Annotated in this window: 27 protein-coding genes; 7 read left to right on the top strand and 20 right to left on the bottom strand. The window is 43.3% G+C overall.

Going from position 1 to position 25,019, the window contains the following annotated elements:
- Window positions 1-73: 73 nt before the first annotated feature.
- Entirely contained in the window at window positions 74-2,473 is a 2,400-nt protein-coding gene (locus R8G66_34660) for an ABC transporter permease (protein MDW3197560.1), read from the bottom strand.
- Between the two features lie 155 nt (window positions 2,474-2,628).
- Between R8G66_34660 and R8G66_34655 the strand changes: the two genes are divergently transcribed.
- Window positions 2,629-3,018, top strand: a complete 390-nt coding sequence (locus R8G66_34655) for a VOC family protein (GenBank protein ID MDW3197559.1) — start codon at window positions 2,629-2,631, stop codon at window positions 3,016-3,018.
- 58 nt (window positions 3,019-3,076) lie between these two features.
- The gene (locus R8G66_34650) at window positions 3,077-3,679 is read left to right on the top strand and encodes a hypothetical protein (protein ID MDW3197558.1); all 603 of its coding nucleotides are present in this window, start codon (window positions 3,077-3,079) and stop codon (window positions 3,677-3,679) included.
- Window positions 3,680-3,774: 95 nt separating this feature from the next.
- Here R8G66_34650 and rny read toward each other — a convergent pair whose 3' ends face one another.
- The 7 genes from rny to rpsT form a co-directional block, all read right to left on the bottom strand.
- On the bottom strand, window positions 3,775-5,337 hold the full coding sequence (gene rny / locus R8G66_34645) for a ribonuclease Y (protein ID MDW3197557.1): 1,563 nt from the start codon (window positions 5,335-5,337) through the stop codon (window positions 3,775-3,777).
- 53 nt (window positions 5,338-5,390) lie between these two features.
- On the bottom strand, window positions 5,391-5,675 hold the full coding sequence (locus R8G66_34640) for a cell division protein ZapA (GenBank protein MDW3197556.1): 285 nt from the start codon (window positions 5,673-5,675) through the stop codon (window positions 5,391-5,393).
- 7 nt (window positions 5,676-5,682) lie between these two features.
- Window positions 5,683-5,982 carry a hypothetical protein gene (locus tag R8G66_34635; GenBank protein MDW3197555.1) on the bottom strand — a complete coding sequence of 100 codons (300 nt, stop codon included), beginning with the start codon at window positions 5,980-5,982 and terminating at the stop codon, window positions 5,683-5,685.
- A gap of 1 nt (window position 5,983) precedes the next feature.
- Window positions 5,984-8,392 (bottom strand): phenylalanine--tRNA ligase subunit beta, encoded by a 2,409-nt coding sequence (pheT, locus tag R8G66_34630; protein ID MDW3197554.1) that lies wholly within the window; start codon window positions 8,390-8,392, stop codon window positions 5,984-5,986.
- Window positions 8,393-8,472: 80 nt separating this feature from the next.
- Window positions 8,473-9,075 (bottom strand): DUF1684 domain-containing protein, encoded by a 603-nt coding sequence (locus R8G66_34625; protein ID MDW3197553.1) that lies wholly within the window; start codon window positions 9,073-9,075, stop codon window positions 8,473-8,475.
- 34 nt (window positions 9,076-9,109) lie between these two features.
- On the bottom strand, window positions 9,110-9,808 hold the full coding sequence (gene radC, locus R8G66_34620; protein ID MDW3197552.1) for a DNA repair protein RadC: 699 nt from the start codon (window positions 9,806-9,808) through the stop codon (window positions 9,110-9,112).
- 72 nt (window positions 9,809-9,880) lie between these two features.
- Window positions 9,881-10,135 (bottom strand): 30S ribosomal protein S20, encoded by a 255-nt coding sequence (gene rpsT, locus R8G66_34615; protein MDW3197551.1) that lies wholly within the window; start codon window positions 10,133-10,135, stop codon window positions 9,881-9,883.
- A gap of 159 nt (window positions 10,136-10,294) precedes the next feature.
- On the opposite strand from rpsT, the gene R8G66_34610 reads away from it, so the two are divergent.
- A complete protein-coding gene (locus R8G66_34610; GenBank protein ID MDW3197550.1) occupies window positions 10,295-11,260 on the top strand; it encodes a zinc dependent phospholipase C family protein in 966 nt (321 codons plus the stop codon).
- A gap of 50 nt (window positions 11,261-11,310) precedes the next feature.
- Here R8G66_34610 and R8G66_34605 read toward each other — a convergent pair whose 3' ends face one another.
- The 9 genes from R8G66_34605 to R8G66_34565 all read right to left on the bottom strand — a co-directional run bounded on the left by R8G66_34605 (window position 11,311) and on the right by R8G66_34565 (window position 18,321).
- Window positions 11,311-11,973 (bottom strand): DUF3575 domain-containing protein, encoded by a 663-nt coding sequence (locus R8G66_34605; GenBank protein ID MDW3197549.1) that lies wholly within the window; start codon window positions 11,971-11,973, stop codon window positions 11,311-11,313.
- A gap of 300 nt (window positions 11,974-12,273) precedes the next feature.
- Window positions 12,274-13,104 carry a translation elongation factor Ts gene (gene tsf, locus R8G66_34600; protein MDW3197548.1) on the bottom strand — a complete coding sequence of 277 codons (831 nt, stop codon included), beginning with the start codon at window positions 13,102-13,104 and terminating at the stop codon, window positions 12,274-12,276.
- 82 nt (window positions 13,105-13,186) lie between these two features.
- Complete coding sequence (tsf, locus tag R8G66_34595; protein MDW3197547.1) at window positions 13,187-14,017, bottom strand: translation elongation factor Ts; 831 nt, start codon at window positions 14,015-14,017, stop codon at window positions 13,187-13,189.
- A 110-nt stretch (window positions 14,018-14,127) separates the two neighbouring features.
- Entirely contained in the window at window positions 14,128-14,889 is a 762-nt protein-coding gene (rpsB, locus tag R8G66_34590; GenBank protein MDW3197546.1) for a 30S ribosomal protein S2, read from the bottom strand.
- Window positions 14,890-14,896: 7 nt separating this feature from the next.
- Window positions 14,897-15,283, bottom strand: a complete 387-nt coding sequence (gene rpsI / locus R8G66_34585; GenBank protein ID MDW3197545.1) for a 30S ribosomal protein S9 — start codon at window positions 15,281-15,283, stop codon at window positions 14,897-14,899.
- A gap of 4 nt (window positions 15,284-15,287) precedes the next feature.
- On the bottom strand, window positions 15,288-15,734 hold the full coding sequence (rplM, locus tag R8G66_34580) for a 50S ribosomal protein L13 (GenBank protein MDW3197544.1): 447 nt from the start codon (window positions 15,732-15,734) through the stop codon (window positions 15,288-15,290).
- A gap of 96 nt (window positions 15,735-15,830) precedes the next feature.
- Window positions 15,831-16,553, bottom strand: coding sequence for an RluA family pseudouridine synthase (locus R8G66_34575; protein ID MDW3197543.1), 723 nt, complete (start codon window positions 16,551-16,553; stop codon window positions 15,831-15,833).
- The gene (locus R8G66_34570; GenBank protein MDW3197542.1) at window positions 16,546-17,613 is read right to left on the bottom strand and encodes an ATP-binding protein; all 1,068 of its coding nucleotides are present in this window, start codon (window positions 17,611-17,613) and stop codon (window positions 16,546-16,548) included. Before R8G66_34570 ends, R8G66_34575 begins: the two co-directional genes overlap by 8 nt.
- Before the next feature lie 6 nt (window positions 17,614-17,619).
- The gene (locus R8G66_34565) at window positions 17,620-18,321 is read right to left on the bottom strand and encodes a response regulator transcription factor (protein ID MDW3197541.1); all 702 of its coding nucleotides are present in this window, start codon (window positions 18,319-18,321) and stop codon (window positions 17,620-17,622) included.
- A 270-nt stretch (window positions 18,322-18,591) separates the two neighbouring features.
- Here R8G66_34565 and R8G66_34560 point away from each other — a divergent pair, with 270 nt between their 5' ends.
- Complete coding sequence (locus tag R8G66_34560) at window positions 18,592-19,005, top strand: hypothetical protein (protein MDW3197540.1); 414 nt, start codon at window positions 18,592-18,594, stop codon at window positions 19,003-19,005.
- Between the two features lie 171 nt (window positions 19,006-19,176).
- Entirely contained in the window at window positions 19,177-20,187 is a 1,011-nt protein-coding gene (recA, locus tag R8G66_34555; GenBank protein MDW3197539.1) for a recombinase RecA, read from the top strand.
- Window positions 20,188-20,310: 123 nt separating this feature from the next.
- On the opposite strand, the gene R8G66_34550 is transcribed toward recA, so the two are convergent.
- Entirely contained in the window at window positions 20,311-21,567 is a 1,257-nt protein-coding gene (locus R8G66_34550) for an ABC transporter permease (GenBank protein MDW3197538.1), read from the bottom strand.
- 120 nt (window positions 21,568-21,687) lie between these two features.
- On the opposite strand from R8G66_34550, the gene queA reads away from it, so the two are divergent.
- Both queA and R8G66_34540 read left to right on the top strand, forming a co-directional pair.
- A complete protein-coding gene (gene queA / locus R8G66_34545) occupies window positions 21,688-22,734 on the top strand; it encodes a tRNA preQ1(34) S-adenosylmethionine ribosyltransferase-isomerase QueA (GenBank protein ID MDW3197537.1) in 1,047 nt (348 codons plus the stop codon).
- Window positions 22,735-23,409, top strand: a complete 675-nt coding sequence (locus R8G66_34540) for a 2-C-methyl-D-erythritol 4-phosphate cytidylyltransferase (GenBank protein MDW3197536.1) — start codon at window positions 22,735-22,737, stop codon at window positions 23,407-23,409.
- A 6-nt stretch (window positions 23,410-23,415) separates the two neighbouring features.
- Here R8G66_34540 and R8G66_34535 read toward each other — a convergent pair whose 3' ends face one another.
- Together R8G66_34535 and R8G66_34530 are read right to left on the bottom strand one after the other, a co-directional pair.
- The gene (locus tag R8G66_34535; GenBank protein MDW3197535.1) at window positions 23,416-23,637 is read right to left on the bottom strand and encodes a DUF2795 domain-containing protein; all 222 of its coding nucleotides are present in this window, start codon (window positions 23,635-23,637) and stop codon (window positions 23,416-23,418) included.
- A gap of 137 nt (window positions 23,638-23,774) precedes the next feature.
- The gene (locus R8G66_34530) at window positions 23,775-24,986 is read right to left on the bottom strand and encodes a DUF349 domain-containing protein (GenBank protein ID MDW3197534.1); all 1,212 of its coding nucleotides are present in this window, start codon (window positions 24,984-24,986) and stop codon (window positions 23,775-23,777) included.
- Window positions 24,987-25,019 lie beyond the last annotated feature (33 nt).

Here is a 25,019-nt window from a genome sequence, read left to right as displayed (position 1 = left end):
CATTGGCAGAGACATCAGGTTCGGTGAATTACAATCACTTTTAGCAGAAAGAAGCGAATAGATAGCTAATTGATCACTCGTCTTTAAGTGTATCAACGGGATTGAGTCTTGACGCGTTGACCACCAGGGTGGAAATGGCCAGAAAAGCGAGTGCCAGTACTGCCAGGCCGACCAATCCATACCACACCCAGCCAATGTCCACATGGTAAGAAAAATTCTCCAGCCAGTTCGAATTGATCATGAAGGCGATTGGCCAGGCTACCAGGTTGGCAATGACAATTAATGTAGCGAACCTACCCAGGAACAATCTGAGTACCTGTATCAGGTTTGCACCCAATACTTTTCGAATGCTCATTTCTTTGATCCGTCCTTGAATAATGAACATGGTAAGGCCTAATAATCCAACCAAAGAAATGACCATTCCTATGATGGCTAAGAGCGTGATCAAACGGAGCAGGTTCAATTCTTGTGAATAATGATCGGCCAATGCCTGATCCACATATTCATACTGAAAAGGTCGATTGGGGGTCATTTCTGACCATGCTGTTGACAAATTTTCGATTACCTCCTCATTTCTCCCCTCCTCAATGCGAATAAGCAACCAAAATGGATTGGCAGTGATTTCGGATGCCAGAGAAAAGACGGTAGGTTGAATTTCATCATGCATGGAGGCGAAATGAAAATCTTCAACAATTCCGATGATCTTGGCATCTTTCATCGTCCAGTTCTCTCCGGTAAATGCCCAGCCTTGCAAAAAGGCATCGAGATTCCCACCTCCTCCCAACAACTGCTGGGCCTTTCTGTTGATGATGTAGGACCTGGTTGCATCCGAAGGGTAATCCTTACTGAAAGCCCTGCCTTCCGACATGGTCACTCCTAAGGTTGAGAAATAATCCTCATCAATAACAATGGTCGGGATGGTAATATTATCGCTGGTGGTATCCGGTCGATAGGGTCGCCAGCCTCCAATTCTGGCAGTCTGCATGTTACCAGTTGCTGCAACCCCAACTACACCTGGGATCCTGGCAAGTCGGGTTTTGATCAATTCGTGGTTTTCCGAAGACTCTCTGGTTTGCAGATCCACTGTGATCAATTGCTTCGTATCATACCCTTTGTCGCTTTCCACCATAAATTCCATTTGTCGAAAGATGGTGACGGATATGATAAGTAAAGCAATGGCAATGGAAAATTGTAACGTGACCATGAGGTCGCGCATGGACCAGGAAGACTTCTGACTATTGGAATCGAGCTTCCCTTTCAAGGAAGAAACAATATCCACTTGCAACAGCAGCAATGGTGGAAAACTACCTGCAATGATGCCTTGTACCACTGCAATGATCAATAATATCATTGCCAACTGCAGATCCTGAAACAGACTTTCTCCAAAGTAGATATCAAGCTCTCTGCTCAATTGAACTTGTAACCACTCGGAAAGGAACAGTGATAATACATAAGCAATCAATGCAGCCGTAATGGCTTCAATCTGGAATTGGCCAATGATCTTTCCTTTTCCAAACCCGAATACTTTTTTCACACCAATTTCCTTGGCTCGCTTCAGCGCACTGGCCGAGGTAATATTGATGTAATTGATGCTGGCGATGATCAAAATCAACAAGGCGGCCCCAGCGAGGTAGTACAAATTGGACCAGTTCCCATTGACCTCTATTTCGTAACTCAAATCGGACGACAGATGGACAGATGCAACAGGCTGGAGCTGATATTCCGGAGGATTGTCATACGGATAGAAATTCGGGATCTCTTCCGTTAATTGTTCTTCAAATTGTGTTTCACTCACTCCGGGAGCCAGCCGCAGATAGGTGTAATGTGAAATCGCACTCCAGTTCGTCTGAATGGCTTGTGAATATTCTGATTCTACCGTTTCAAGCGTGATCAACATCTGAGGTGAAAGATGAGATTGAGATGAATATTCGTATACCCCAACAATTTGCAAAGATCGTTCGTCGACTTCCAAAAATTGACCAGTCACCTCCAGGGAATCAAAATACCTGATGGCCATATCTCGGGAAATCATCGCCTGATTCGGAGAAGTGAGATTCGCAGTTCCATCCAGCACATCAAAATGAAGCACCTGGGTAATGGCAGGATCGACGTAAAAAATATCCTCCTCGAAAAAGTAATTTTCACCTAAGCGAATGGTTGCTTCACCGTTTTGAACTCTCGCAACGTCCACTATGGAGGATTCCAATTTAGTGGCTAAGTAAGGGGCAAGTTGATAATTGGTAAGCGCGCAATCATTCCGATCAGTTCCGCCCTGCACGTAGCTTCCGGCAATCCGGAACACTTCTTCGTGTTGCTGATGGAATTGATCGAAAGCCGTCTCATATCTAATGAAGGCCATGATGATCCCAATCACACCTAAGCTTACCGATAACCCGATCATATGAATGAACGAGGTAGACTTGTTTCGCAACAAAAGTCGATACGCTACTTTTATGTGATTGAAAAACATCATAGGTTCTATGGCATTGACCTACTGCCAATAATAATACCACAAATAATAAAAAACTGTAAGTCAGATAGTTAAACAACTCTAAAGGGAAATGGTTTGCTCGAAAACGAGCATATTTGGCGCTTATACCGTACACTTAAAAAAACTGATCTTCATTCATGAAAATACGCATTGAGCACGTCGCCTATTGGGTTGAGGACCTGGAAAGCGTCAAAGGCTTTTACGAAACATACTTCGATGCGACATCTGGAGACAGATACGAAAACAAGACAAAAGGCTTCAAGTCTTATTTCCTGACCCTGGGAGCTGGAGCGCGCATTGAAATCATGCAAAAGTCAAACATTGAGGAAAACAATCATAAAGGTCAGATCATGGGATTGGCTCACATTGCTTTATCGCTTGGCTCAAAAAGGGCAGTTGATCAATTCACTCAAAAAATGCAAGCAGTGGGTATTCCAATTGTAGGTAAGCCCAGAACAACCGGTGACGGCTATTATGAAAGCGTGATCGCCGACCCTGAAGGCAATCTGATTGAGTTGACGGTGTAATCTAAGAAACCACAAATCAATTCACTATCTTTATTGAACAATCACTCACGACTAAATCATGAATTCCGGACGACAGGCTATGGAAGTGTACCAGACACTCTCCGCACAACAAAAAAGGTTTTTGACAGAAAAGGATCTTGAGGATACCAAAACCCTGTCAGAATGGATCAAGTTTTTGGAGGGACCGGTTCAATATGATGTGCTTATCGATAAGACCACCCAGATGTTAAAAAAGGCCATCCTTATGCTTTGGGTCTTTGCGGCATTCAACCTGATTGTTGCCATCGTAACCCAATCCTGGTACATGGGAGTTTTAAGTGTAGGAATGGCCATACTGGCGATCTACCAACGATTCAAAAGAGGATCCTATTTCAAACGGGACTTACATAACCATTTGCGCTTATTTTTCTTTCCTGCACTTCAAAAACTAGGCGAGTCTCTAGATCAATCAACCGCCATCAATACTCGGTTTTGGTTGAGAGAAAAGGACCAAAGTGAGCACATTATCGTTTTTAGCCTGAATAAAGATGGTAATCCCGTGACTGTTTACGTCAACCCTGAGTCATACAAAATTGCAGTCGAAAAAGATGGGAATAAGCAAATTACTGATGGTAAGAATCTCCATTACTCTGCGTTTGTGGAGGATTTTGATAGTTTGTAGAATCTCTTAATTGATGTTGGACCAAATCCCCTTTATCCAAAAGGGGTGCTTGAAAGCCTGCCTACGGCAAGGCAGGCCAGGGGATTTAATTACAATTACTTCGCAAACGCCACAGACCTGGTCTCCCGGATCACCGTCACCTTGATCTGACCCGGATACTGCATGTCCTTCTCTATCTTCTGCGAAATATTGAACGACAAGTCTCCGGCCTGCTGGTCGGTAACATGCTCAGCATCCACCAACACGCGTAACTCACGGCCTGCCTGGATCGCATAGCATTTATTAACTCCTTCAAAATTGAGGGCCAATGACTCCAGCTCTTTTAGTCGTTTGATGTAAGACTCCATCACTTCTCTCCTTGCACCTGGTCGACTTCCAGAAATTCCATCACAAGCCTGCACGATCGGAGAAAGCATTGAAGTCATCTCGATTTCATCGTGGTGTGCGCCAATTGCATTGCACACTTCCTTGTTCTCTTTGTATTTCTTAGCCAGTTCCATACCCAGGATCGCGTGTGGCGTATCTGGTTCTTCTGGCCATACTTTACCAATATCATGAAGCAATCCGGCACGTTTCGCCAACTTCGAATTCAGACCCAATTCAGACGCCAGCGTCGCACACAGTTTGGCCACTTCCCTTGAGTGTTGTAGCAAGTTCTGCCCGTAAGAAGAACGGAACCTCATTCGACCGACCATTTTGATCAGTTCAGGATGTAAGCCATGGATCCCTAAATCAATGACGGTCCGTTCACCAATTTCAACAATCTCTTCTTCAATGTTCTTGGTGGTCTTATTGACGATCTCCTCAATCCTTGCCGGGTGGATTCTACCGTCTTGCACCAATCGATGCAAGGACAGTCTTGCAATCTCGCGGCGCACAGGATCAAACCCTGAAATGATAATGGCTTCCGGTGTGTCGTCTACGATGATCTCTACTCCTGTGGCAGACTCCAACGTTCGGATGTTTCTTCCTTCTCGACCGATGATCTTACCTTTGATATCATCACTCTCGATGTTGAAGACAGATACACAATTTTCAATCGCATGCTCAGTAGCCGTACGCTGAATGGTCTGAAGAACGATCTTCTTCGCTTCCTTAGTAGCAGTCATCTTCGCCTCTTCCACAATCTCTTTGATATGAGCCGTGGCATCTGTTCGAGCCTCATCCTTGAGTGCTTCTACCAATTGAGACTTGGCCTCATCTGCCGTAAGGTTAGATATCTTTTCGAGGGTAGCCACTTGCTGACCTTTCAATTTCTCGTACTCGTCTTTCCTCTTCTTTACAATCTCCATCTGAGCTGAGACATTCTCTTTCATGGACTCCAACTCAGCCTCAGCGCGCTTGTTCTTTTCAATCTGCTTTGAAAGATTAGACTCACGCTGCCTGATTTTATTCTCGTTGGTAATGATCTGGTTCTTTTTCCGGTTGTGTTCCTCTTCGTAATCTGCCTTCAGTTTGATGTACTTCTCCTTGGCTTCAAGGATCTTGTCCTTCTTGATGTTTTCCGCTGCCAGTTGGGCTTCCTTTAAAATAAGGTCTCCTTTTTCCTCAGCAGCTGTGATTTTGGTTCGGAAAAGCTTGTCCTGCAAAAACTTACTTATCAGAAATCCGGCTACTAAACCAGCAAAAACGCCTATTACAATATAGATTATGTCCATCTCATTTTATGGTTAATGAGTGGTCATAGAATACCCAGAAAGTGAAAGTGGGGTCAGAGTGCGTTAGAAATCATCTGGTTAAGCTTGGCGAGTTGTTGGGTAGAAACTTCATCAACACTACCAGCCTGCTCTTCATTCTTCATTTTTTCAATCAGGCAATCAAAAGCGACCATCGCCAAAAGATCCTGATTATCATCAATACCAAATTGCTCTCTATATTTTTTAACCTTGTCGTTAAGTATTTTACCAGCCTTTCTTATCCGCTCTTCATCTTCAGATTTTACCCGCATCGGGTATTCTCTGTTACCAATTCTAAGTTTAATGGATAATTCAGCCATTCAAAAATCAGGCTTCACCCAAATGGGCAATGCACTTATCTATCTCCTTAATATATTCGTCAAGTACTACTTTCAATTCCTTGGTGTCTTCTTTCTCGACCACCATGTTGCCTACAAGTTTACTAATTTTAAACTTATTTTGAAAGTTGGAGACCTCCCCCTGTTTGACGCTCAATTCGGACTTTAGTTGATCATTTTCGCGTTTTGAAGTAACGAGTTCATCTTTAAGTTTTTGATGTTCACTAATCAATAACTTAACCTTTCTTTCAAGCGTCGCCAGTTCTTGTTTCAGGTTCTCGTTGCTCATTTTATTTTCTTATCACCGCATTTAGATCCTGTTCAAACCTTCGCATCAGATTATTCATCACTTTATCAATCTGTTTGTCAGTCAAAGTCCTTTCCAGATCTTGTAAATGGAAGCTGATGGCATAGGCTTTTTTATCCGCATCGATGTTCTTCCCTTCATAGACACTAAATACGTTAACCCTATTTAGCAATTTTTTCTCAGACTTGAAAGCAATTTCTCTGATCTCGCTAAAAGTCGTCGACTTATTCAGCAAAAGTGAAAGATCCCGGCGCACTTCCGGGTATTTCGACATGGGCTGAAACTCAATCTTTTTGGTAGCCAGCTTCAACAATTTCTTCCAATTGATCTTTGCAAAAAATACTTGCTGATCAATTTGATAATAGGACAGGATGTCTCTTTTCACCGCACCGATTTGTGCCAATTCCTGATTGTTGACTTGCAGTGAGATGCCATATTGAAAAACTTTATTTTCCATGAGCGGGACACTCGCCACTCGTTTGATGTTCACTTTATTAAATAAGGTGTTTACCACACCTACCACGTGATGGAAACTATAGTAACCGGCCTTTTCATACATCCATGATTCTTCCTGACCTCCAGTGAGGTATAAAGTGAGCCATTCTGATTCACGGAATTTTTCTTCTAGTCGTTCATAAGTTCTAACGAACTCAAACAGGCTCAAATTCGTCTGCCTTCTGTTGATGTTGTGCCTTACCACTTCCAATCCCGTATAAAGCGGATCAGTCTTCATGATTCCCAGCTCTTCGCTGGACTTATTTAGGATCTCAACCGAAGCGCCACCTAAACCGAGTTTTTCCTGATATTCAGGGTTGGTCAAAGAATTGGTCACTATTTCATGAAAACCAGCACCAGCAAGGTAATATGACAATTCCTCCTGAACCTTATACGGCTCCATTTCATTGAATTCCGCCAGGAAATCAGCAGAAAATGAGTCGTCAATGTCCACACTATTGATCCCATGGATACGCAGCACTTCTTCTACTAGATCTGCGGGGCGGGTCACGTCGCTACGATAAGCAGGAACTTCCACGGTCATCTTATCGCCATCAGATGCTTTCACCTGGATATCAAGATCGGCCAGGATTTGATCAATCTCATCGTTCGGGATCTTTTTACCGATCAGCCACTCAAACTTTTGGTAATTAGTATTGATGGTTTGGGGAGGAACCGGATTCGGATAAATATCAATGATGTCCGAAGCCACCTGACCTCCAGCCAACTCCAGAATCAGGTTGGTAGCATAAATCAAAGCATTGACTGTAATCTCAGGATCTGTCCCTCTTTCATATCGAAAAGAAGCATCAGTACTTAGGCCGTGCCTTTGCGCTGAGGCACGTATGTAATCAGGAGCGAAATAAGCACTCTCTATGAAGACACTGGTGGTTTCCTCAGTAATACCAGATTCCATACCTCCAAAAACGCCGGCAATACACATCCCTTCTTTAGCATTGCAGATCATGAGATCTGAAGCGTCCAGTGATCGCTCTACCTCATCCAGGGTTGTGAACTTGGATCCCTGATCCAACATCTTCACGATGACTTTTCCACCGAGAATCTTATCCGCATCAAAGGCATGCAAAGGCTGCCCCAAGCCATGAAGGACATAATTAGTAATATCAACCAGGTTATTGATAGGTGTCAATCCAATCGCTCTCAAGCGGAATTGCAACCAATCCGGTGAAGGGCTGACTTTTACGCCTCGGATGGTTATCCCCGTGTAACGAGGGCAGGCGTCCGTATTTTCTACTTCAACAGTGATCGGTGAGTCCTCACTGATTTTCAAATCTTTTAATTCAGGAAAGGTGATAGGACGCTTAAAAAAAGCTTTTAGATCTCTGGCCGCACCAAAGTGTGAAGCACCATCTCCTCTATTAGGCGTAAGGCCGATTTCATAAACTGTATCTTCTCCCGAATCAAATAATTCGGTGATAGGCGTACCATTAGGAAGATCTGTATCCAACACCATGATCCCGTCATGATCAGTCCCTAAACCAACTTCATCTTCTGCACAGATCATCCCCGCAGAAGCCTCTCCCCGGATCTTGGCTTTTTTTATTTTGAATGGTTCTCCTGAAGCGGGATAGATCATAGTGTTGACCGGAGCCACAATCACCTTTTGTCCGGCAGCTACATTCGGCGCACCACAAACAATTGGAGAAAGTGCTTCTCCACCAATATCCACTGTAGTCACACTCAACTTATCCGCATTGGGATGTTGGGAGCAGGTTTTCACTTCTCCTACGACCAAGCCCCTCAAACCACCGGGAATCTTTTCCACAGTTTCCACTCCTTCTACTTCCAGACCTGTCTGCGTCAACGCATCTGCAATCTCCGAAGCTGGTTGATCCAGCTCGATGAAATCAGTAAGCCAGTTGTGAGAAATTTTCATAATGATCTAAACCTGTTCAAAAGTTAGTCGGCAAAAATATACAATGTGTACGGGAGTACACTCTTGAAAATCAGGGCCGATCAGTGGAAATTCTTTTCTCCTGCATTAACAGCCACAGAAAGTTGGTTCTCCCTCGGAGGCAAGGCACACGAATACTGATCCGTATAGGCGCAATAGGGATTGTAAGCCAGGTTAAAATCAAGTACTACTTTATCAGATTTACCGATCTCTATATCTAGATATCTTCCTCCACCATAGGTCAGATCAGCGCTTGTTTCATCGGTAAAAGCCAGGAAAAGGACTTTCACTGCACCGAATCCGGCAGGCCTTAATACCAATAGCCTTTGCCGTTCTCCATTTAAGGTGAAATTGAGCCAGGCAAATTCTTCATAGGTTTCAACGCCTGAATTACTATTAGGCAAAGTGACTATGTTCCGTTTTTGGATGCGCTCCACTGTAGCATTGACCCGATAACTGGCGTCAATTGGAAAATAACTAGGTTCCTTAAAGGGTTCGTTGTATTGACGAAACGGAGAAGACTCACTCGTCCGTAAATACTTCACACGATCATCAATGGTTTCCTGAACCTGCTTTAAATACGCCTCGACACCTTCTCCGGTAAAGCTCAACCAGACCAATACCAGAATTACAGGAACGAGGACATAAGTTATTTTCTTTCGCATATAGCATTAAGCGCTGAGGGCAGCTCAAAGTTGCTCAATAGCACATCATTTTTTCATCCGAAAAGCTAAAAAAAGCTTCATCGGTAAAAATAAGGTGATCGAGCACAGAAACATCCAACAACTTGCCTGCTTCTTGTATTTTCCGGGTTAAACGGACATCTGCCTGACTGGGACGTCTATTGCCTGAAGGGTGATTATGCACCAAAATGACTGCTGCTGCTAATTCATCCACTGCCCGCTTAAAGATCAATTTAGGATCAACTAAAGTCCCGGAAACTCCGCCACTGCTGACCAGATATTTATTGATCACTTCATGGTTCCGTCGTAATAGGATCACCCAAAACTCCTCATGTTTGAGGTCCTGCAAGTCAGCCTTCATGAAATCGTATGTTTCATCTGCCGTCATAAGACGTGGCCTGAGCCTTCGATCTTCTGGTTTCCTTCGCCTCCCTAATTCCAATGCACTCACTATGGTCACTGCTTTGGCTTCACCAATTCCTTTGAATTGTTTAAGGCCCGCAATGCCTAACTGGGCTAATTCATTCAGGCTATTGGAGTTTTCTTGCAGGATATTCCTGGCCACATCCAATGCTGACAGGGATTTTGTTCCTGAGCCTAATAAAATTGCAATGAGTTCCGCGTTGGATAAGTTTTTTTTGCCTTTGGAGAGGAGTTTTTCGCGTGGACGGTCCTCTGGCGCCCATTTCTTGATGGTGAGATTGTTGTTTTGCATATCACGAAGGTATACAAAACAAAAGGGCTTCGCAACCACGAAGCCCTCGTTAATTTCCTTTTAATCTCTCAATCACGAGAGTGCATTCACATGCTTGGTCAGGCTAGACTTAAGGTTAGACGCCTTGTTCTTGTGAATGATGTTTCTTTTAGCAAGCTTGTCAAGCATTCCAGTCACTTGCTTTAAGAGCTCTTCCGCCTCAGATTTCTCTGTAGATTGACGCAATCTCTTGATAAAGGTACGAGTGGTCTTATGTTGATACCGGTTACGGGCTCCTTTAGCGGCATTTGACCGAATCCTCTTTTGTGCTGACTTATGATTTGCCATTGATCTTTATCTCTTCTACTTAAAAAGGAACGCAAAGATATACTACCATTTGATAAAACCAAACTCTTTCGCAGTAAAGAATGAAAGTATCTCTTTTTTCAGAATCCATTGCAAATTCAATAAATCCAGCGGAAATTGTCAATAAAATACCCTGCAATTGTGAAACGCAAAAGCATTGTCTTCTTGATCATTTTACTGAGCTTCTCCTTTCCTGCTTTTGAAAGCAAAGAAATGCGTTGGGGATTTCACGCACATCGAAAGATCAATCGCCTGGCCGTATTCACACTTCCCCCTGAAATGATCGGCTTCTACAAGCAAAACGTGCAGTATATCGTAGAAAAGTCAGTTAATCCGGACATGCGCAGGTATGTCAATCCATTGGAGGCACCCCGGCATTACATTGACCTGGATGTATATGGAGACAGTGCCCTGGACATCATGCCTAGATACTGGAAACAAGCTGTAGAAAAATTCACAGAAGATACCCTTCAAGCATATGGCATAGTACCCTGGCACATCAACAGGGTGCGTTATAATCTCACAGATGCCTTCAAAGAAAGAGATCTGGAACGCGTATTGCGATACTCTGCGGACCTAGGGCATTATGTAGGCGATGCGAATGTTCCCCTACATACGACTGAAAACTATAATGGCCAATTTACCAACCAATATGGCATTCATGGTTTTTGGGAATCGCGCCTTCCGGAGTTGTTTTCTGAAGAATACGACTTCTTCGTGGGTAAAGCTACTTATCTAGACAATCCGCAATTGGAAGCATGGAAAGGCGTCATTAATGCCAACAACGCACTGGATTCAGTTTTACTTTTCGAAAAGCAATTGACCATTAAAATGGGTGAAGACAAAAAATACGCCTTCGAAACACGGGGTTCAGCGACTATTAGGGTATATTCTTATGACTTCTCAAAAGCTTACCATGACAAACTCAGTGGCATGGTCGAAAGACGCATGCGCGCTGCAGTGAAAATGGTCGGCGATTTCTGGTATACCTGCTGGGTGGATGCAGGTCAGCCGATTCTGGACCGGGATATCATTGAAGAGCCGGAAAAAGAAAAGCTCGAAGTGAACCCAAAGATCAAGGTAAGGAATCACGAATCGGGTCGGTAATAACCATCAGTTGAAGCCTAACAAGCTAATTACAGAATTACATCTGCTACTTACTTATCTTTCTTTTTATTTCCGATAAACACATACCCAAATCTCATTTGAATGAGGATGCCTGGTATTGTTCTGGCTCCTTCACGCCATTCCGGCTCGAAATCATCGAAAAGAAACGGATCTAATGAATCCACAAAAGTAATTTCCTCCGGATTGTGCTGAATAGACACCTCACGCATGCCAAATCCCATGACAAATTCAAAAATGATATTGCTTTTGGATTGAATTTGCACACCTGAGATCGCATAGGCACCAAAGTTCTGAGTTTCAACAATTGAATTTAGGTAATTTACATTTCTTCCTCCTCCGCTGATGTAAGATCCACGCTTACTTAAATAATCATAATTCCTGGTGGTCCCATGCAATCCAATAAATCCGAGACTACCTCCCGAAAACATGCCATCCAAATAGTAACGCAACTGCAAGTTGGTTTTGGAGTAATTCAGGTTCTCTCTTAACCCTAACCCGGTTGCTTTGGAAACCATCAACATCTGCCCTGCCTGGACACTAAATTTCCCAAAGGCATATTCCATGTCCAGTGGCATGGTATACCTGTTATTTTCTAACAAATACAATGGATTGGTCTTGACTGTCAATCGTTGTTGAGCAAATACTCCAAACTGAATGAGCACCAGAAAAGTGAGTAGTAGCGTTCTCATCATCGTGTGTTTTTAAGTGTTTTGAGAGAATAAAGATACCCAAACACCTTAAGCATACCGCATTCGGCAAGGATTGTATCAGCTTTCCTACGTAAATCGGGTGGGTTTTATCAAAAAAGGTATAAGCTGTCTGGTCGGAATATTTCTCGCCATGTAAATCCTCGACGACTGTTCATCTTGAAAAACAAATGAAAATCGCCAAAGAGATACCCTAGTCGGGCACCCGGTATTTTTTCAACGTAAAAAAACTTAAGTAGAAAAAATTCCTAGCCGGGCGCCCAACTTGACAATATTCGCTAAAGCTTACCCTATCTGGACTCTTTTGAATGCAGAAACGGTTAGCCCTTTAGAAACGCTATCCAGGTACTGGGTCACGTTCATTGAACTATCTTTCACGAACGCCTGATTCAACAAGGTATTTTCCTTGAAGAATTTCTGAAGCTTACCTTGAGCGATCTTCTCAATGATTTGCTCAGGCTTTCCTTCTTGACGTGCTTGCTCTTTACCGATTTCAATTTCCTTCTCCACAAGCGATGCATCTACGTCACCTTTATCAACGGAGATTGGGTTCATCGATGCAATTTGCATGGCTACGTCTTTTCCCGCTTCAGAAACTTCTGCACCGTTGGCATGCTTCAAACCAACTAACACGCCTAATTTCTTGTTGGAGTGAATGTATGGAACCACTGCTTCACCTTCCAGTAACTCCATAGCAGAGATGGACAGTTTCTCGCCAATTTTCCCGGTAGCCTCTACGATTTTTTCAGCAATCGTTCGACCAGCGATGGGTACGGCTTTCAACGCATCAATATCTACAGGAGTCACAGAAAAAGCCACTTCAACTATCTCCTGGCCAAGGCTCAGGAAATCTTCATTCTTAGCCACAAAATCAGTCTCGCAACTGAAAGCCACCAGTACTCCTCGCGTACCTCCCGCATTTACTTTTGCAAAAACGACTCCTTCGTTGGTTTCCCGATCCTCACGACCGACAGTAATTTTCTCACCCTTTTTTTGAAGGATCTCAATCGCCTGTTCAAAATCACCTTCCGACTGAACAAGTGCCTTTTTGCAGTCCATGATACCCAGACCGGTCATTTTTCGAAGCTTGTCTACTTCTTTCGCAGTAATTGCCATATGAAAATGTGTTTTGAATGGTTATAAACAAAAAAAGCGGTCCGTTATCGGAACCGCTTTTTGATATTTGATTGATCGGCGATTATCCGATTTGAACTCTTTTGAATTCCGAGACGGTCAGTCCTTTGGAAACGCTATCCAGGTACTGAGTCACGTTCATTGAATTGTCTTTCACGAACGCCTGGCTCAACAAAGTATTTTCTTTGAAGAATTTCTGAAGTTTTCCTTGAGCAATTTTCTCGATGATTTGCTCAGGCTTTCCTTCCTGTCGTGCTTGCTCTTTTCCAATTTCGATCTCTTTCTCAACTGTAGCAGAATCCACACCGTCTTTGTCCACAGCGATAGGCTTCATGGCAGCAATTTGCATTGCTACGTCTTTACCAGCTTCCACCACGTCAGACCCATTTGTGTTAGTCAAACCAACAAGTACACCCAATTTCTTATTAGAGTGGATGTAAGGAACAACAGCTTCGCTTTCCAGTACTTCCATGGCAGAGATTTCTAATTTCTCGCCAATTTTACCAGTCGCTTCTACAATTTTCTCAGAAATAGCCTGACCATCGATGGTCATTGCTTTCAAAGCATCGACATCAGCAGGAGACTCAGCGAAAGCCACGTCAGTGATCGCCTGTCCGAGGCTCATGAAATCATCGTTTTTAGCAACAAAGTCGGTCTCACAAGAAAATGAAACCAGGATACCCTTGTTACCTTCCGCACTTACTTTGCTGAAAACAACACCTTCGGTAGTTTCTCTATCTGCACGGGCGTTAGTTACTTTCTGCCCTTTCTTGCGAAGAAATTCGATCGCCTTGTCGAAATCGCCATCAGCCTCGACCAATGCCTTCTTGCAGTCCATCATACCTGCTCCGGTCATCTGTCGGAGTTTGTTTACATCTTTAGCGCTAATTGCCATTTGATTATATGCTTTATAGAATGGTTTATTGACAAAAATCAAACACCCGTTCCAATGTCTATCGGAACGGGTGTTTAATCTATTTATACCGTTTACCTATAGAATGAAGGTTATTCGGCGGACTGTTCGTCCAATTCTCTTTTTTCCGCTTCGGCTTGCTCTTGTTGAGCAGATTCCTTGTCTTTCTTTCTTTCCTGAAGGCCTTCATCCAGGATGCTACCGATGTACTGCGTAATCAATTGGATTGATTTGAAAGCATCATCATTTGCAGGGATAGGATAATCTGCCTGGTTAGGATCAGAGTTGGTATCCACCATTGCGAAAACTGGGATATTCAATTTCTGGGCTTCAGAAACAGCGATGTGCTCACGCTTGATATCGATCACGAAAAGTGCAGCAGGCAATCGGTTCAAGTCTGCGATACCACCCAACACTTTTTCCAACTTCTCACGCTCACGACCGATCATCAATCGCTCTCTCTTCGCCAGGTTGCTGTAAGCTTCATCTTTCATCAGCTTATCGATAGAAGCCATTTTCTTCAACGATTTTCTGATCGTAGAGAAGTTGGTCAGCATGCCACCTAACCATCTTTCGGTCACGTAAGGCATTTTCAATCGCTTCGCTTCGTTCTCAACTACCTCTTTCGCTTGCTTCTTCGTCGCAACGAACATCACTTTTCGGCCTGAACGTACGATGCCTTTCATTGCCTGAGCTGCATCTTCCAGGTTTTTAAGTGTTTTATTGAGATCAATGATATGGATACCATTTTTCTCCATGAAAATATATGGAGCCATCTGTGGGTTCCATTTTCTGGTCAGGTGTCCAAAGTGAACACCGGCATCCAATAATTCCTGTGTAGTAATTTTTGCCATCGATCTATTATCGTTTGCTGAATTGGAATCTTCTTCTCGCTTTTCTTCTACCGTATTTCTTACGCTCAACCATTCTAGGGTCTCTGGTAAGGAATCCTTCGGATTTCAATGAAGGTCTGTGCTCCTCATTGGTAGCTACCAATGCTCTTGAAATCCCAAGTCGAATGGCTTCTGCCTGACCTTTAAGTCCGCCGCCATCAACATTTACTTTGATGTCGAAATTACCATCCTCTTCCACCTTTACTAAAGGCTGCTTCACAATGATTTGAAGCACTTCTGAAGGAAAGTAATTGCTCAGATCTCTGCCATTGATCACGATCTCTCCTTTGCCACTTTGGAAATAGACCCGGGCAATGGAGGTCTTTCTTCTACCGACGGTATTAATTACTTCCATCAACTTATAGTTTTACTTCTTTAGGAGTCTGAGCCTCATGTGGATGCTCTGCACCTTCGTATACATACAGATTTTTGAAAAGCTGTCTTCCCAATCTGTTTTTAGGAAGCATACCTCTCACCGCTCTTTCTACCAGAATGGTGGCGGATTTGTTATTCTTAACCTCAAGAGGAGTCTGAGTTCTTTGTCCTCCAGGATAACCCGTGTGACGAACATAAACTTTGTCAGTCCATTTCTTGCCGGTCAATCTTAATTTGTCCGCGTTGATCACAATGACATTGTCACCACAATCTGCATGCGGGGTAAAGTTCGGCTTGTGCTTGCCGCGAATCATTTTCGCAACTTCACTCGCTACCCGACCCAGAATTTTTGCCTCAGCATCTACAACAACCCACCCTTTGTTGGCAGTGGCCTTGTTCGCCGATATGGTCTTATAACTTAAAGTATCCAAAACTTACTTTTTATTCTCTTGATGAAAGCCCTCCTTGAAAAAGGGACACAAAAATAGAATTTTCTATTTGTAAAACCAAAGCAGTCCGTACGGATACTACAAGTTTTTTGCAAATTGATTCAAAGTTGCCGTGAAATCTTTGGGATATGGCGCTTCTAATTGCAATTTTTTACCTCCTGGGGCTTCAAAAATCAACTTTTGGGCATGTAACGCCATTCTTGGGATCAACGGCTTCTCTTCTACAAATTTGCCGGATTTATATCCTTTTTTGATTTGAGAAAGGTAAATCGGGTCGCCTCCATAGAACTCATCACCCGCAATTGGCAGTCCGATGTGCGATAAATGGACCCGGATCTGGTGCATTCTTCCAGTGAAGGGCATGCACGCCAGTAACGTGTGGGCCTTATATATATGTATGGTCTTGATCAGTGTAACCGAAGGCTTGCCTTGCCTGGGATCGACTCTGGATCGTGTGGAACTGGTATAGATCGGAAAGTCCAGCTCTTCTTCATCAATCTCGTGACAGCCGGCTATAATCGCATGGTAGAGCTTATGCACATCCCGCTGTTCCAGCAGCTTTGAAAAATATTTATAAGCATCCAGGTGTTTGGCAATTACCAATAGCCCGGAAGTCTCCTTATCTAATCGGTGACAAACCTTAGCTTCCTCATGGTATTGTCGGGCCAGGTTTAAAATATTCTGTGAATCGTTGCGATCTTCCAGCGTGGATACAAATGGAGGCTTGTTGATCACAATAAAGTCTTCGTCCTCGTGGACGATCAGGTCCGCAAATTTCTTTCCCTTGAGGGGATTAGTCATCGTCTTCGTTGAGTAGCTCATATTCCGGCACTTTACCGAGCCGCAACTTAAACCAGAATTTTGAACCTACACCCTCTTCACTCTCAACTTCGATCTTAGAATCGTGACCTTCGAGGATATGCTTAACAATGGACAGACCGAGACCTGTTCCTCCTTTTCCCTTATTTCGGCTTTTATCTACCCGATAAAAACGCTCAAAGATGCGTCCAATATCTTCTTCAGGAATTCCTAACCCCTTGTCCTGAACAAAAACAGTGACATGCTCATCTTCTTGCTCAAAGAATATTTTGACCGTACCTCCTTTTTTAGAATACTTGATCCCATTGGTGACCAAATTGGTCATGACTTGATAAATACGCTGATAATCAGCCAATACATAAAGCGGCACATCCAGATGTTGTAACTCTATATCAATCTCTCGCTTCTCTGCTTTGCCGTCCACCTGATCAAGCACCTCTTTGATCATTTCTTCGATATTGAAATCTTCCGGATGCATCTTAATCTCTCCTGTCTCCATCTGTGAAATGGTGAGCAAGTCCTGAACCAGAATGTCAAGGCCGTCGAGACTCTTGGCTGCTTTCTTCAAAAACTTCGTGCGGACTTTCTTATCCTCTACCGCACCATCTAATAAGGTATGCACAAATCCTTGCGCAGCAAATATGGGTGTCTTTAGCTCATGTGAAACATCGGCAATGAACTCCCGCCGAAAGGCTTCCATTTCCTTTAGTTCAGCGATCTCACGTTGTTTAGTTCTGGCATAAGATTCAATTCCCTTATTGATCAGTCTCAGTGGATTTACCGCATTCCGGCTTCTACTCAAGATAGGGGACAGCTCCTCGCTGCGGATTTTATCCAGGGCTTCATAAATGCTTGTAATCTCCTTAAAGAATATAAACTCCAGTACTAACCTCACGAGTATATAAGAGGAAGAAAAAGAAAGTGCGAAGGATACGATTAGAGCTGTAGTGGAAATCGAGGGCAATAAAGAAAGAAAAGCGGATGTGATCACTGAAATACTCAGTGCCAACAACAAGGCCAGCGCTCGTGAGTTCAGGATCATATTGAATTAACCAATATCAAATTTATATCCCACTCCTTTGACCGTCGAGATATATCCATCCCCGATCTTTTCACGCACTTTACGAATATGTACATCCACCGTACGAGCGAGCACATACACATCCGTTCCCCAGATGTTCTTTAGCAATTCATCGCGACTGAATACTTTACCAGGATTCTGAGCCAGGAAATAGAGCAATTCAAATTCTTTCTTGGGTAGATTGATCTTTTGATCTCCAAGGATCACAGTATAGCTGGAACGATCTACCTCCAGATCACCGATCATGATCTTTTGTGAATCTTTCTTCTTTTTGGATTCCCTTCTGAACAAAGCATTGATCCTACTCATCAATGCCCGAGGCTTGATGGGTTTGGTGATATAGTCGTCAGCTCCCATTTCAAAAGCAGCCACTTCGGAATACTCTTCGGAACGGGCTGTCAGGAAAATCACGAATACATTCGCCAATTCAGGGACTTCACGGATCTGCCGACAGGTTTCAACTCCATCCTGCTTTGGCATCATGATATCCAACAGGATCAGGTCTGGCACAAAAGATTTGGCCACTTCCACTCCTTTGATGCCATTCGACGCAGTTTTTACATCATACCCCTCCTTCGACAAATTATACTTTAATAATTCGAGGATGTCTGATTCATCATCCACAACGAGGACTTTCTGATTGACTTTACCCATCTCTGTATGTTCCATTAAAAAGGAAGTGCTTTATGGAATTATATCTTGAAAGCTAAGAAAATTATCACACTTCCGAAATCTAAACACAAGACTAACTGAAATGACAAAGCAGACCGAAAAGCTCAAATTAAAGAGTTATCATTTTTTTAAGCAACACTTAACATTTACGTAATCATTGATAAGATTTTGAAACCCTTGCACTACTCTTGATCGTATATTACCTTGCAATGCATAGTAACTTCCATAACCGTATGGCGGTTGTATCATCACCAAAAACTCAAAGTCATGCAAGTAGATAACTCTCTTCATCACCTGAAAATCGCTGGGAAGATCCTGATCATCCTTGGTTTTCTAACCATTCCAGTATCCATATTTTCCTGGAACGTCCTCAATTTCATGGTTGAATCCGATTGGTGGCACGATCATGTCACCTGGCATCTAGACACCCGGCACTGGCCTTTCTTCCGTGATGGTCCGTTCCGACTGTTCTATTATTTTCCTATTGCTTATCTCGCTTCAGGTGCACTCTTCATTGCCAGCGGTGTAGGTCTGGTAAAAGAAAAAGAATGGGCCATGCGATTGGTATGGATTCCTGCAGTCCTTTTGTTGTTCAAATTTCCAATCGGTACCGCGTTAGGCATATGGATCATCTATTTGCTGCAAAAGCGAAAGGAATTCCTTTCGGCGCGCAAGGCCTGATTCCAGCCTATTTATAAAGATCTTAGTGAATTACTAAATAAATTAGTTTTTCATTTATATTTGCTAACTAAATTAGTTAGAGGTTTTCATCACGAATGCTTCCCCGATAGGTTAGGCTTGCAGTAACTTCGAGGGTTGAAATTTGGAACCTTAAACGCAACAACAAACACCATGGCAGATACGAATGAAAAACTAAAGGCTTTACAGATCACCATCGATAAACTCGAAAAGACTTATGGTAAGGGTACCATAATGAAATTGAGTGATGAAAAAATTCTCGACATTCCTGTAATCCCCACAGGATCTTTGGGTCTGGATGTTGCGCTCGGCGTAGGTGGCATTCCCAGAGGAAGGATCATTGAGGTTTACGGACCAGAATCTTCAGGTAAAACCACCCTGGCCATGCATTGTATTGCAGAGGCTCAGAAAAAGGGAGGGCTTGCGGCCTTCATTGACGCGGAGCATGCATTCGATAAAATATATGCTGAAAAATTAGGGATCGATACCGAAAACCTATTGATTTCCCAGCCTGATAATGGTGAGCAGGCATTGGAAATTGCAGAGCACTTGATCCGGTCAGGCGCTATCGACATCATCGTCATTGACTCGGTAGCTGCGCTTGTACCCCGTGGCGAACTAGAAGGCGAAATGGGAGACAGCAAGATGGGACTTCAGGCCAGGTTGATGTCTCAGGCACTTAGAAAGCTAACAGGTACCATCAATAAAACCGGTTGTTCCTGCATCTTCATCAACCAGCTTCGCGAGAAGATCGGCGTGATGTTTGGAAATCCAGAGACTACTACGGGTGGTAATGCCCTTAAATTCTACGCTTCTGTACGACTGGACATTCGAAGAATTGGTCAGATCAAAGAGTCTGCAGACAATATCCTGGGTAACAGAACCCGGGTTAAAGTGGTGAAAAACAAAGTAGCTCCTCCATTTAAGGTAATCGAATTTGACATCATGTACGGCAAGGGGATTAGCAAAGTGGGCGAGATCCTGGACATGGGAGTTGAACTTAATATTATCCAGAAATCCGGCTCTTGGTTCTCCTATAATGGTGACAGACTAGGACAAGGTAGAGATGCGGTCAAGGAATTGATCGAGGACAATCCTGAGTTGATGGAAGAATTGGAAACCAAAATTAAAGCAGCAATCAAGGGTGAGCCAGAAGAGGCATAAGCTTTAGATCTCGCACGAATAAAAAAAGAGGACATCACGATGTGATGTCCTCTTTTTTGTATGCTTGTCTGTCTGGAGGAGCCAGCGTAAGAAGCAAGCTAAATGCAACACTTTTGTTTTTTCCTACTGCGTCCTGATCGCAATCACAGGATCTAATCTCGCAGCAATGGCTGCTGGGATGATCCCGGAAGCCATTCCTATGAAGCCTGCGACTCCTACTCCAAGTACAATGTTTTTAACACTCAAACTCAACTCCAGCGATCCTAACGGGATGAACGTTACGCCATAGACCAGCAACAGTCCGACCCCTCCTCCGATCACCGCCAAAAAGATTGACTCAAACAAAAACTGGAAAAGGATAAAGTAATTCTTAGCTCCTAGTGATTTCTGGATGCCAATGATGTTGGTGCGTTCTCTGACGGAAACGAACATGATATTGGCAATACCGAATCCCCCGATCAAGATGGAAAAACCACCAATCAACCAGCCTCCGGTGCTCAGCACATCGAAGAAACTTCCGATCTGGTTGAGAATAGCCTGCTGACGATTGATTGCAAAGTTGTCATTCTCTTTTGGTCGCAAGCCCCTGATCTTCCTAACAAGTCCTTTGAGCTCATATTCTATTTTCACCAGGCCAATGTCACTTTCCAGGCCTTTGACGGTGATGTAGGGTTCAATGCCTCGACCAGCACCTGTCCCGATGTAATTGATCCTTGAGAAGGATTTGAAAGGGATCCAGATATTTTCGTCCTTGCTCGTTTCACCTAACAGACCTGCCCCTTGTTCAGGAACAACCCCAATCACGGTAAATTTCTGGCCTTTAATTTTGATTTGGCGTCCTATAGGATCCAGTTTTTCAAATACTTCCTTTCTGGTACGGTTACCAATAATGGCCACATTTCTACCACTTTGACATTCTTCCAGCGTAAAGTACCGGCCATCAAGGTCCGGAAAATCATTATAAACCCCATCATGTGTATAGGCCACGCCTAACAGGGTAATATCTGAGGAACTGTTGTTTTTGTACTTTGGCGTTACCGAATTGAAGGCGAAAATGGTAATTCCCTCTGCGTTCTGAAGATTATCCCTAAGGAATTCATACTCTTCATAGGTTGAATATGGACGTCTCCAATAATCCCACCACGGCATGTTACCGTCAAATGAGATCGGGAACCGGCGTATGTCTACGTTGGTTCTTCCAAGAAAGCTCAAACTGTCATTGATACTTCTTTCGAGCGAATCAACCAGCGTAAAGACAACAATAATGGCGAAAATACCGATGGTAACTCCTAATAAAGAGAGGGTGGTTCGCAAAAGATTTGACTTCAATGCGGTGAACGCGAAGACAAAACTTTCGATGATTAATTTGATAACGATCAAAGCCTTTTTGGTTTAGTAGAAGTGAATTACAATATTATGTCCTCAAAACGAAACTATTTGCTAACTTTGCGGACTTAATTTATTTCAGTACCCGTCATTTTACTTTCGAAATAACAAACTATGAAGCTTTCTGAATTCAAGTTTGAACTTCCTTCAAGTCATATTGCGCTATATCCAACCGAAAACAGAGACGAATCTCGTTTGATGGTTGTCCACCGCGAAAGTGGCAAATTTGAGCATAAAACCTTCAAGGACATTGTTGACTATTTCGAAGATGGTGACATGATGGTCCTTAATGATACGAAGGTCTTTCCTGCGAGGTTGTATGGAAACAAAGAAAAGACCGGAGCCAAAATTGAAGTTTTCCTTTTGAGGGAACTGAACAAGGACATGAACCTATGGGACGTTTTGGTGGATCCGGCGAGAAAGATTCGTGTCGGTAATAAATTATATTTCGGTGATGGTGAGTTGGTGGCGGAAGTCATTGACAACACTACTTCCAGAGGCCGAACCATTCGATTCCTGTTCGATGGAACGGAAGACGAATTTTACGCGACCATCGATCGTTTGGGTGAGACTCCTCTTCCCAAAGAGATCAAAAGAAGCGCTGAGCCTGAGGATCGTGAAAGATTCCAGACCATCTACGCTCAGAAATTAGGTGCGGTAGCCGCTCCAACGGCAGGTCTTCACTTCACGAAGCAGATCATGAAGAGACTGGAGATTGTCGGCGTAGATATCAATCCCATCACGCTACATGTTGGACTAGGAACTTTCCGTCCTGTCGACGTAGAAGACCTCACTAAGCACAAAATGGATTCTGAGAACTTCCTGGTTCCGGATTCTACTGCAGAGCGTGTGAACAGATCTTTGGATGAAAAGAAAAGAGTTTGTGCCGTAGGTACGACTGTTATGCGTTCTCTGGAATCCTCAGTTTCCGCAGGTGGACGTCTGAAAGGCAATAGTGGCTGGACCGACAAGTTCATCTTCCCTCCTTACGAATTCAAGATCTGTAATGCACTCGTTACCAACTTCCATCTTCCTGAATCAACCTTGCTAATGATGGCAAGTGCTTTTGGTGGATATGAATTGGTCAGAGAAGCATACGAGACTGCCATTAAGGAGAACTACAGGTTCTTCACCTATGGTGACGCCATGCTAATCTTGTAAGTGACCCGATACGTCATTGTTGTCGCCGGGGGAAAAGGCCTTCGCATGGGTAGCAAGTTACCCAAACAGTTTCTTGACTTATGTGGCAAACCAATTCTGATCAGAACGCTCGAAGCTTTTCACCTCCACGATCCTACAATCAAGATCATTCTTGTCTTACCTGAATCTCATCAGGCGTACTGGAAGCAGGTTACTAAGGAGCATTCCTTCAATATCCCTATTCAATTAGTTAACGGCGGTAAAGAACGATTTCATTCCGTAAAAAACGGACTGGATGCCATTCACGAAAAGGGACTTGTAGCTGTCCACGACGCTGTACGACCATTGATCGACCCTGAGATCATTGAAAATACGTTTCAGAGTGCGGATCAAAATGGTGCAGCTATTGCCGTAGTGAAGCTCAAAGAATCCATCAGAATGCTCGACGGGGATCAATCCAAAGCCGTGCCCAGAGAAAGTTACCGAATGGTACAAACCCCTCAGGTTTTTAAGACAGAATTATTGAAGCAAGCGTACAAACAGCCTTTTCAGGATGACTTTACCGATGATGCCAGTGTTGTAGAAAATATTGGGCAACAGGTTGTTTTGGTAGAAGGAAGTTATAAAAACATCAAGATCACAACTCCTGAGGATTTGGAATTGGCGAAAACATATTTCGATGAATTCGCCAGTTAATCTCTGTTAATATTCGTCCTCGTTAAAAAAGAAATCCTCTTTGGTGGGGTAGTCAGGCCAGATCTCCTCGATATTCTCGTAAGGCTGTCCGTCATCCTCTAGCTCCTGCAGGTTTTCTACAACCTCCAGAGGAGCACCCGATCTGATAGAAAAGTCTATCAATTCGTCCTTTGCAGCAGGCCAAGGGGCGTCTTCCAAATAGGATGCTAATTCTAGTGTCCAGTACATATCACTAAACGTTTAAAAAGGTCATTTTCAATAATGGCGCAAAAGTACATTTATGAACGAGAATAACAATCAATCACAAAATAGTTATCAGCGCTTTTTTAATTTATTTGAATAGTGGTTTTCAATACAACGAACCTCTATCCTCCTAATATCGCAATTAAACGTTGCTTTATCTTTATTTTGTTACGCTGTTGTGCCATCTTTCTGTCCAACATGTGGTCAGCGCGTCCATCCCGGCTTGAGAAGTTTCCGGCATTATTTTCATAATTATCCAAATCTTCCTCATCACGCCTGATCAATTCCTTCAGTAACTTCACCTGATGGGCATTCTGCTCCAACACATCCAGTTCATCATAATCCTTGACGCGCTTTCGGCACTGACTCTGTACAAAATCCATTTCCGTAAGCATTTGCAGCAGATTCATGCAATCGCGCTTCTTCTGATCTGCTTTAGGGTCTCTTGGCTTGATCGAAAAGAGCTGCTTGCGCATTTCCTCTCCTCTGATACGATCAAACTGTCTGGCGCCTTGCTGGATCTCAATGAGCTCCTTCTCAATGTTCTCCAGGTCCTGCATTGGATTGAAAGAAGGTCGTTGTGTCTGCTTCAAATTGAATTGAAATTTGGACAACAGGTTTTTGTATTTAAACGATGGAATGTTTCCATTTTCTCTCCATCGGTCTTTCAAATCCTTGATCTTCTCAAATCGTGCCTTTCCTTCAAGGTCAGACACGTATCTGGATTCCCTTAATATCTTTCTATACTCATCTTCATATTGTGCTTCCAGACGTTTCTTATCTTCCTGAAAGGCGCGCTTGCGATCAAAATATTGCTGAACCTCCCCCCAAAATGTATCATCAAGGGTTTGCTGTTCTTCTGCAACTGCATTTCCTACCTTGATCCACCGTCCTTTGACGTCCTGAATGGCTTCTGTAGATTCTCTCCAATTGATGATCTTAACAGCTTCTCGCAATTCATCGATCAGCCCATGCTTAATCTCCGTATTTCTGACACGGTTTTTAGCGATGATATCTGAAAGGAAAACCTCCCACTTGACCAGACGCTCTTGAAGAGCAGCATAATCTCCGAGTGCATCGTGTTTGGTTAAACTATCTTTTAAATGGAGCACTTTTTGCAGATAACTCCCTTTGTTATCTGTGCTTTCTATGGTTTCTTCCAATTCGGTGATCTTGCCTTCAAGTTCACTGAATCGATTAACAAAATATTCGATTGCAACTTCCGCACCTTCTTCTCGCACTTCACCAATCACACGACTGGGGTGCTCATTCCATGGATTTAGAATAATTTTGTTGTCTTCGATGGAACCGAACGGAACCTCTGGGGTATTCATGAGTACTTACTAGCGGTTTAGATATTAGACTCT

The organism is Cytophagales bacterium (genome assembly GCA_033344775.1).
Classification (GTDB): domain Bacteria; phylum Bacteroidota; class Bacteroidia; order Cytophagales; family Cyclobacteriaceae; genus JAWPMT01.
The sequence above is the reverse complement of the archived record's forward strand: the minus strand, read 5'-3'. Positions and strand labels throughout refer to the sequence as shown.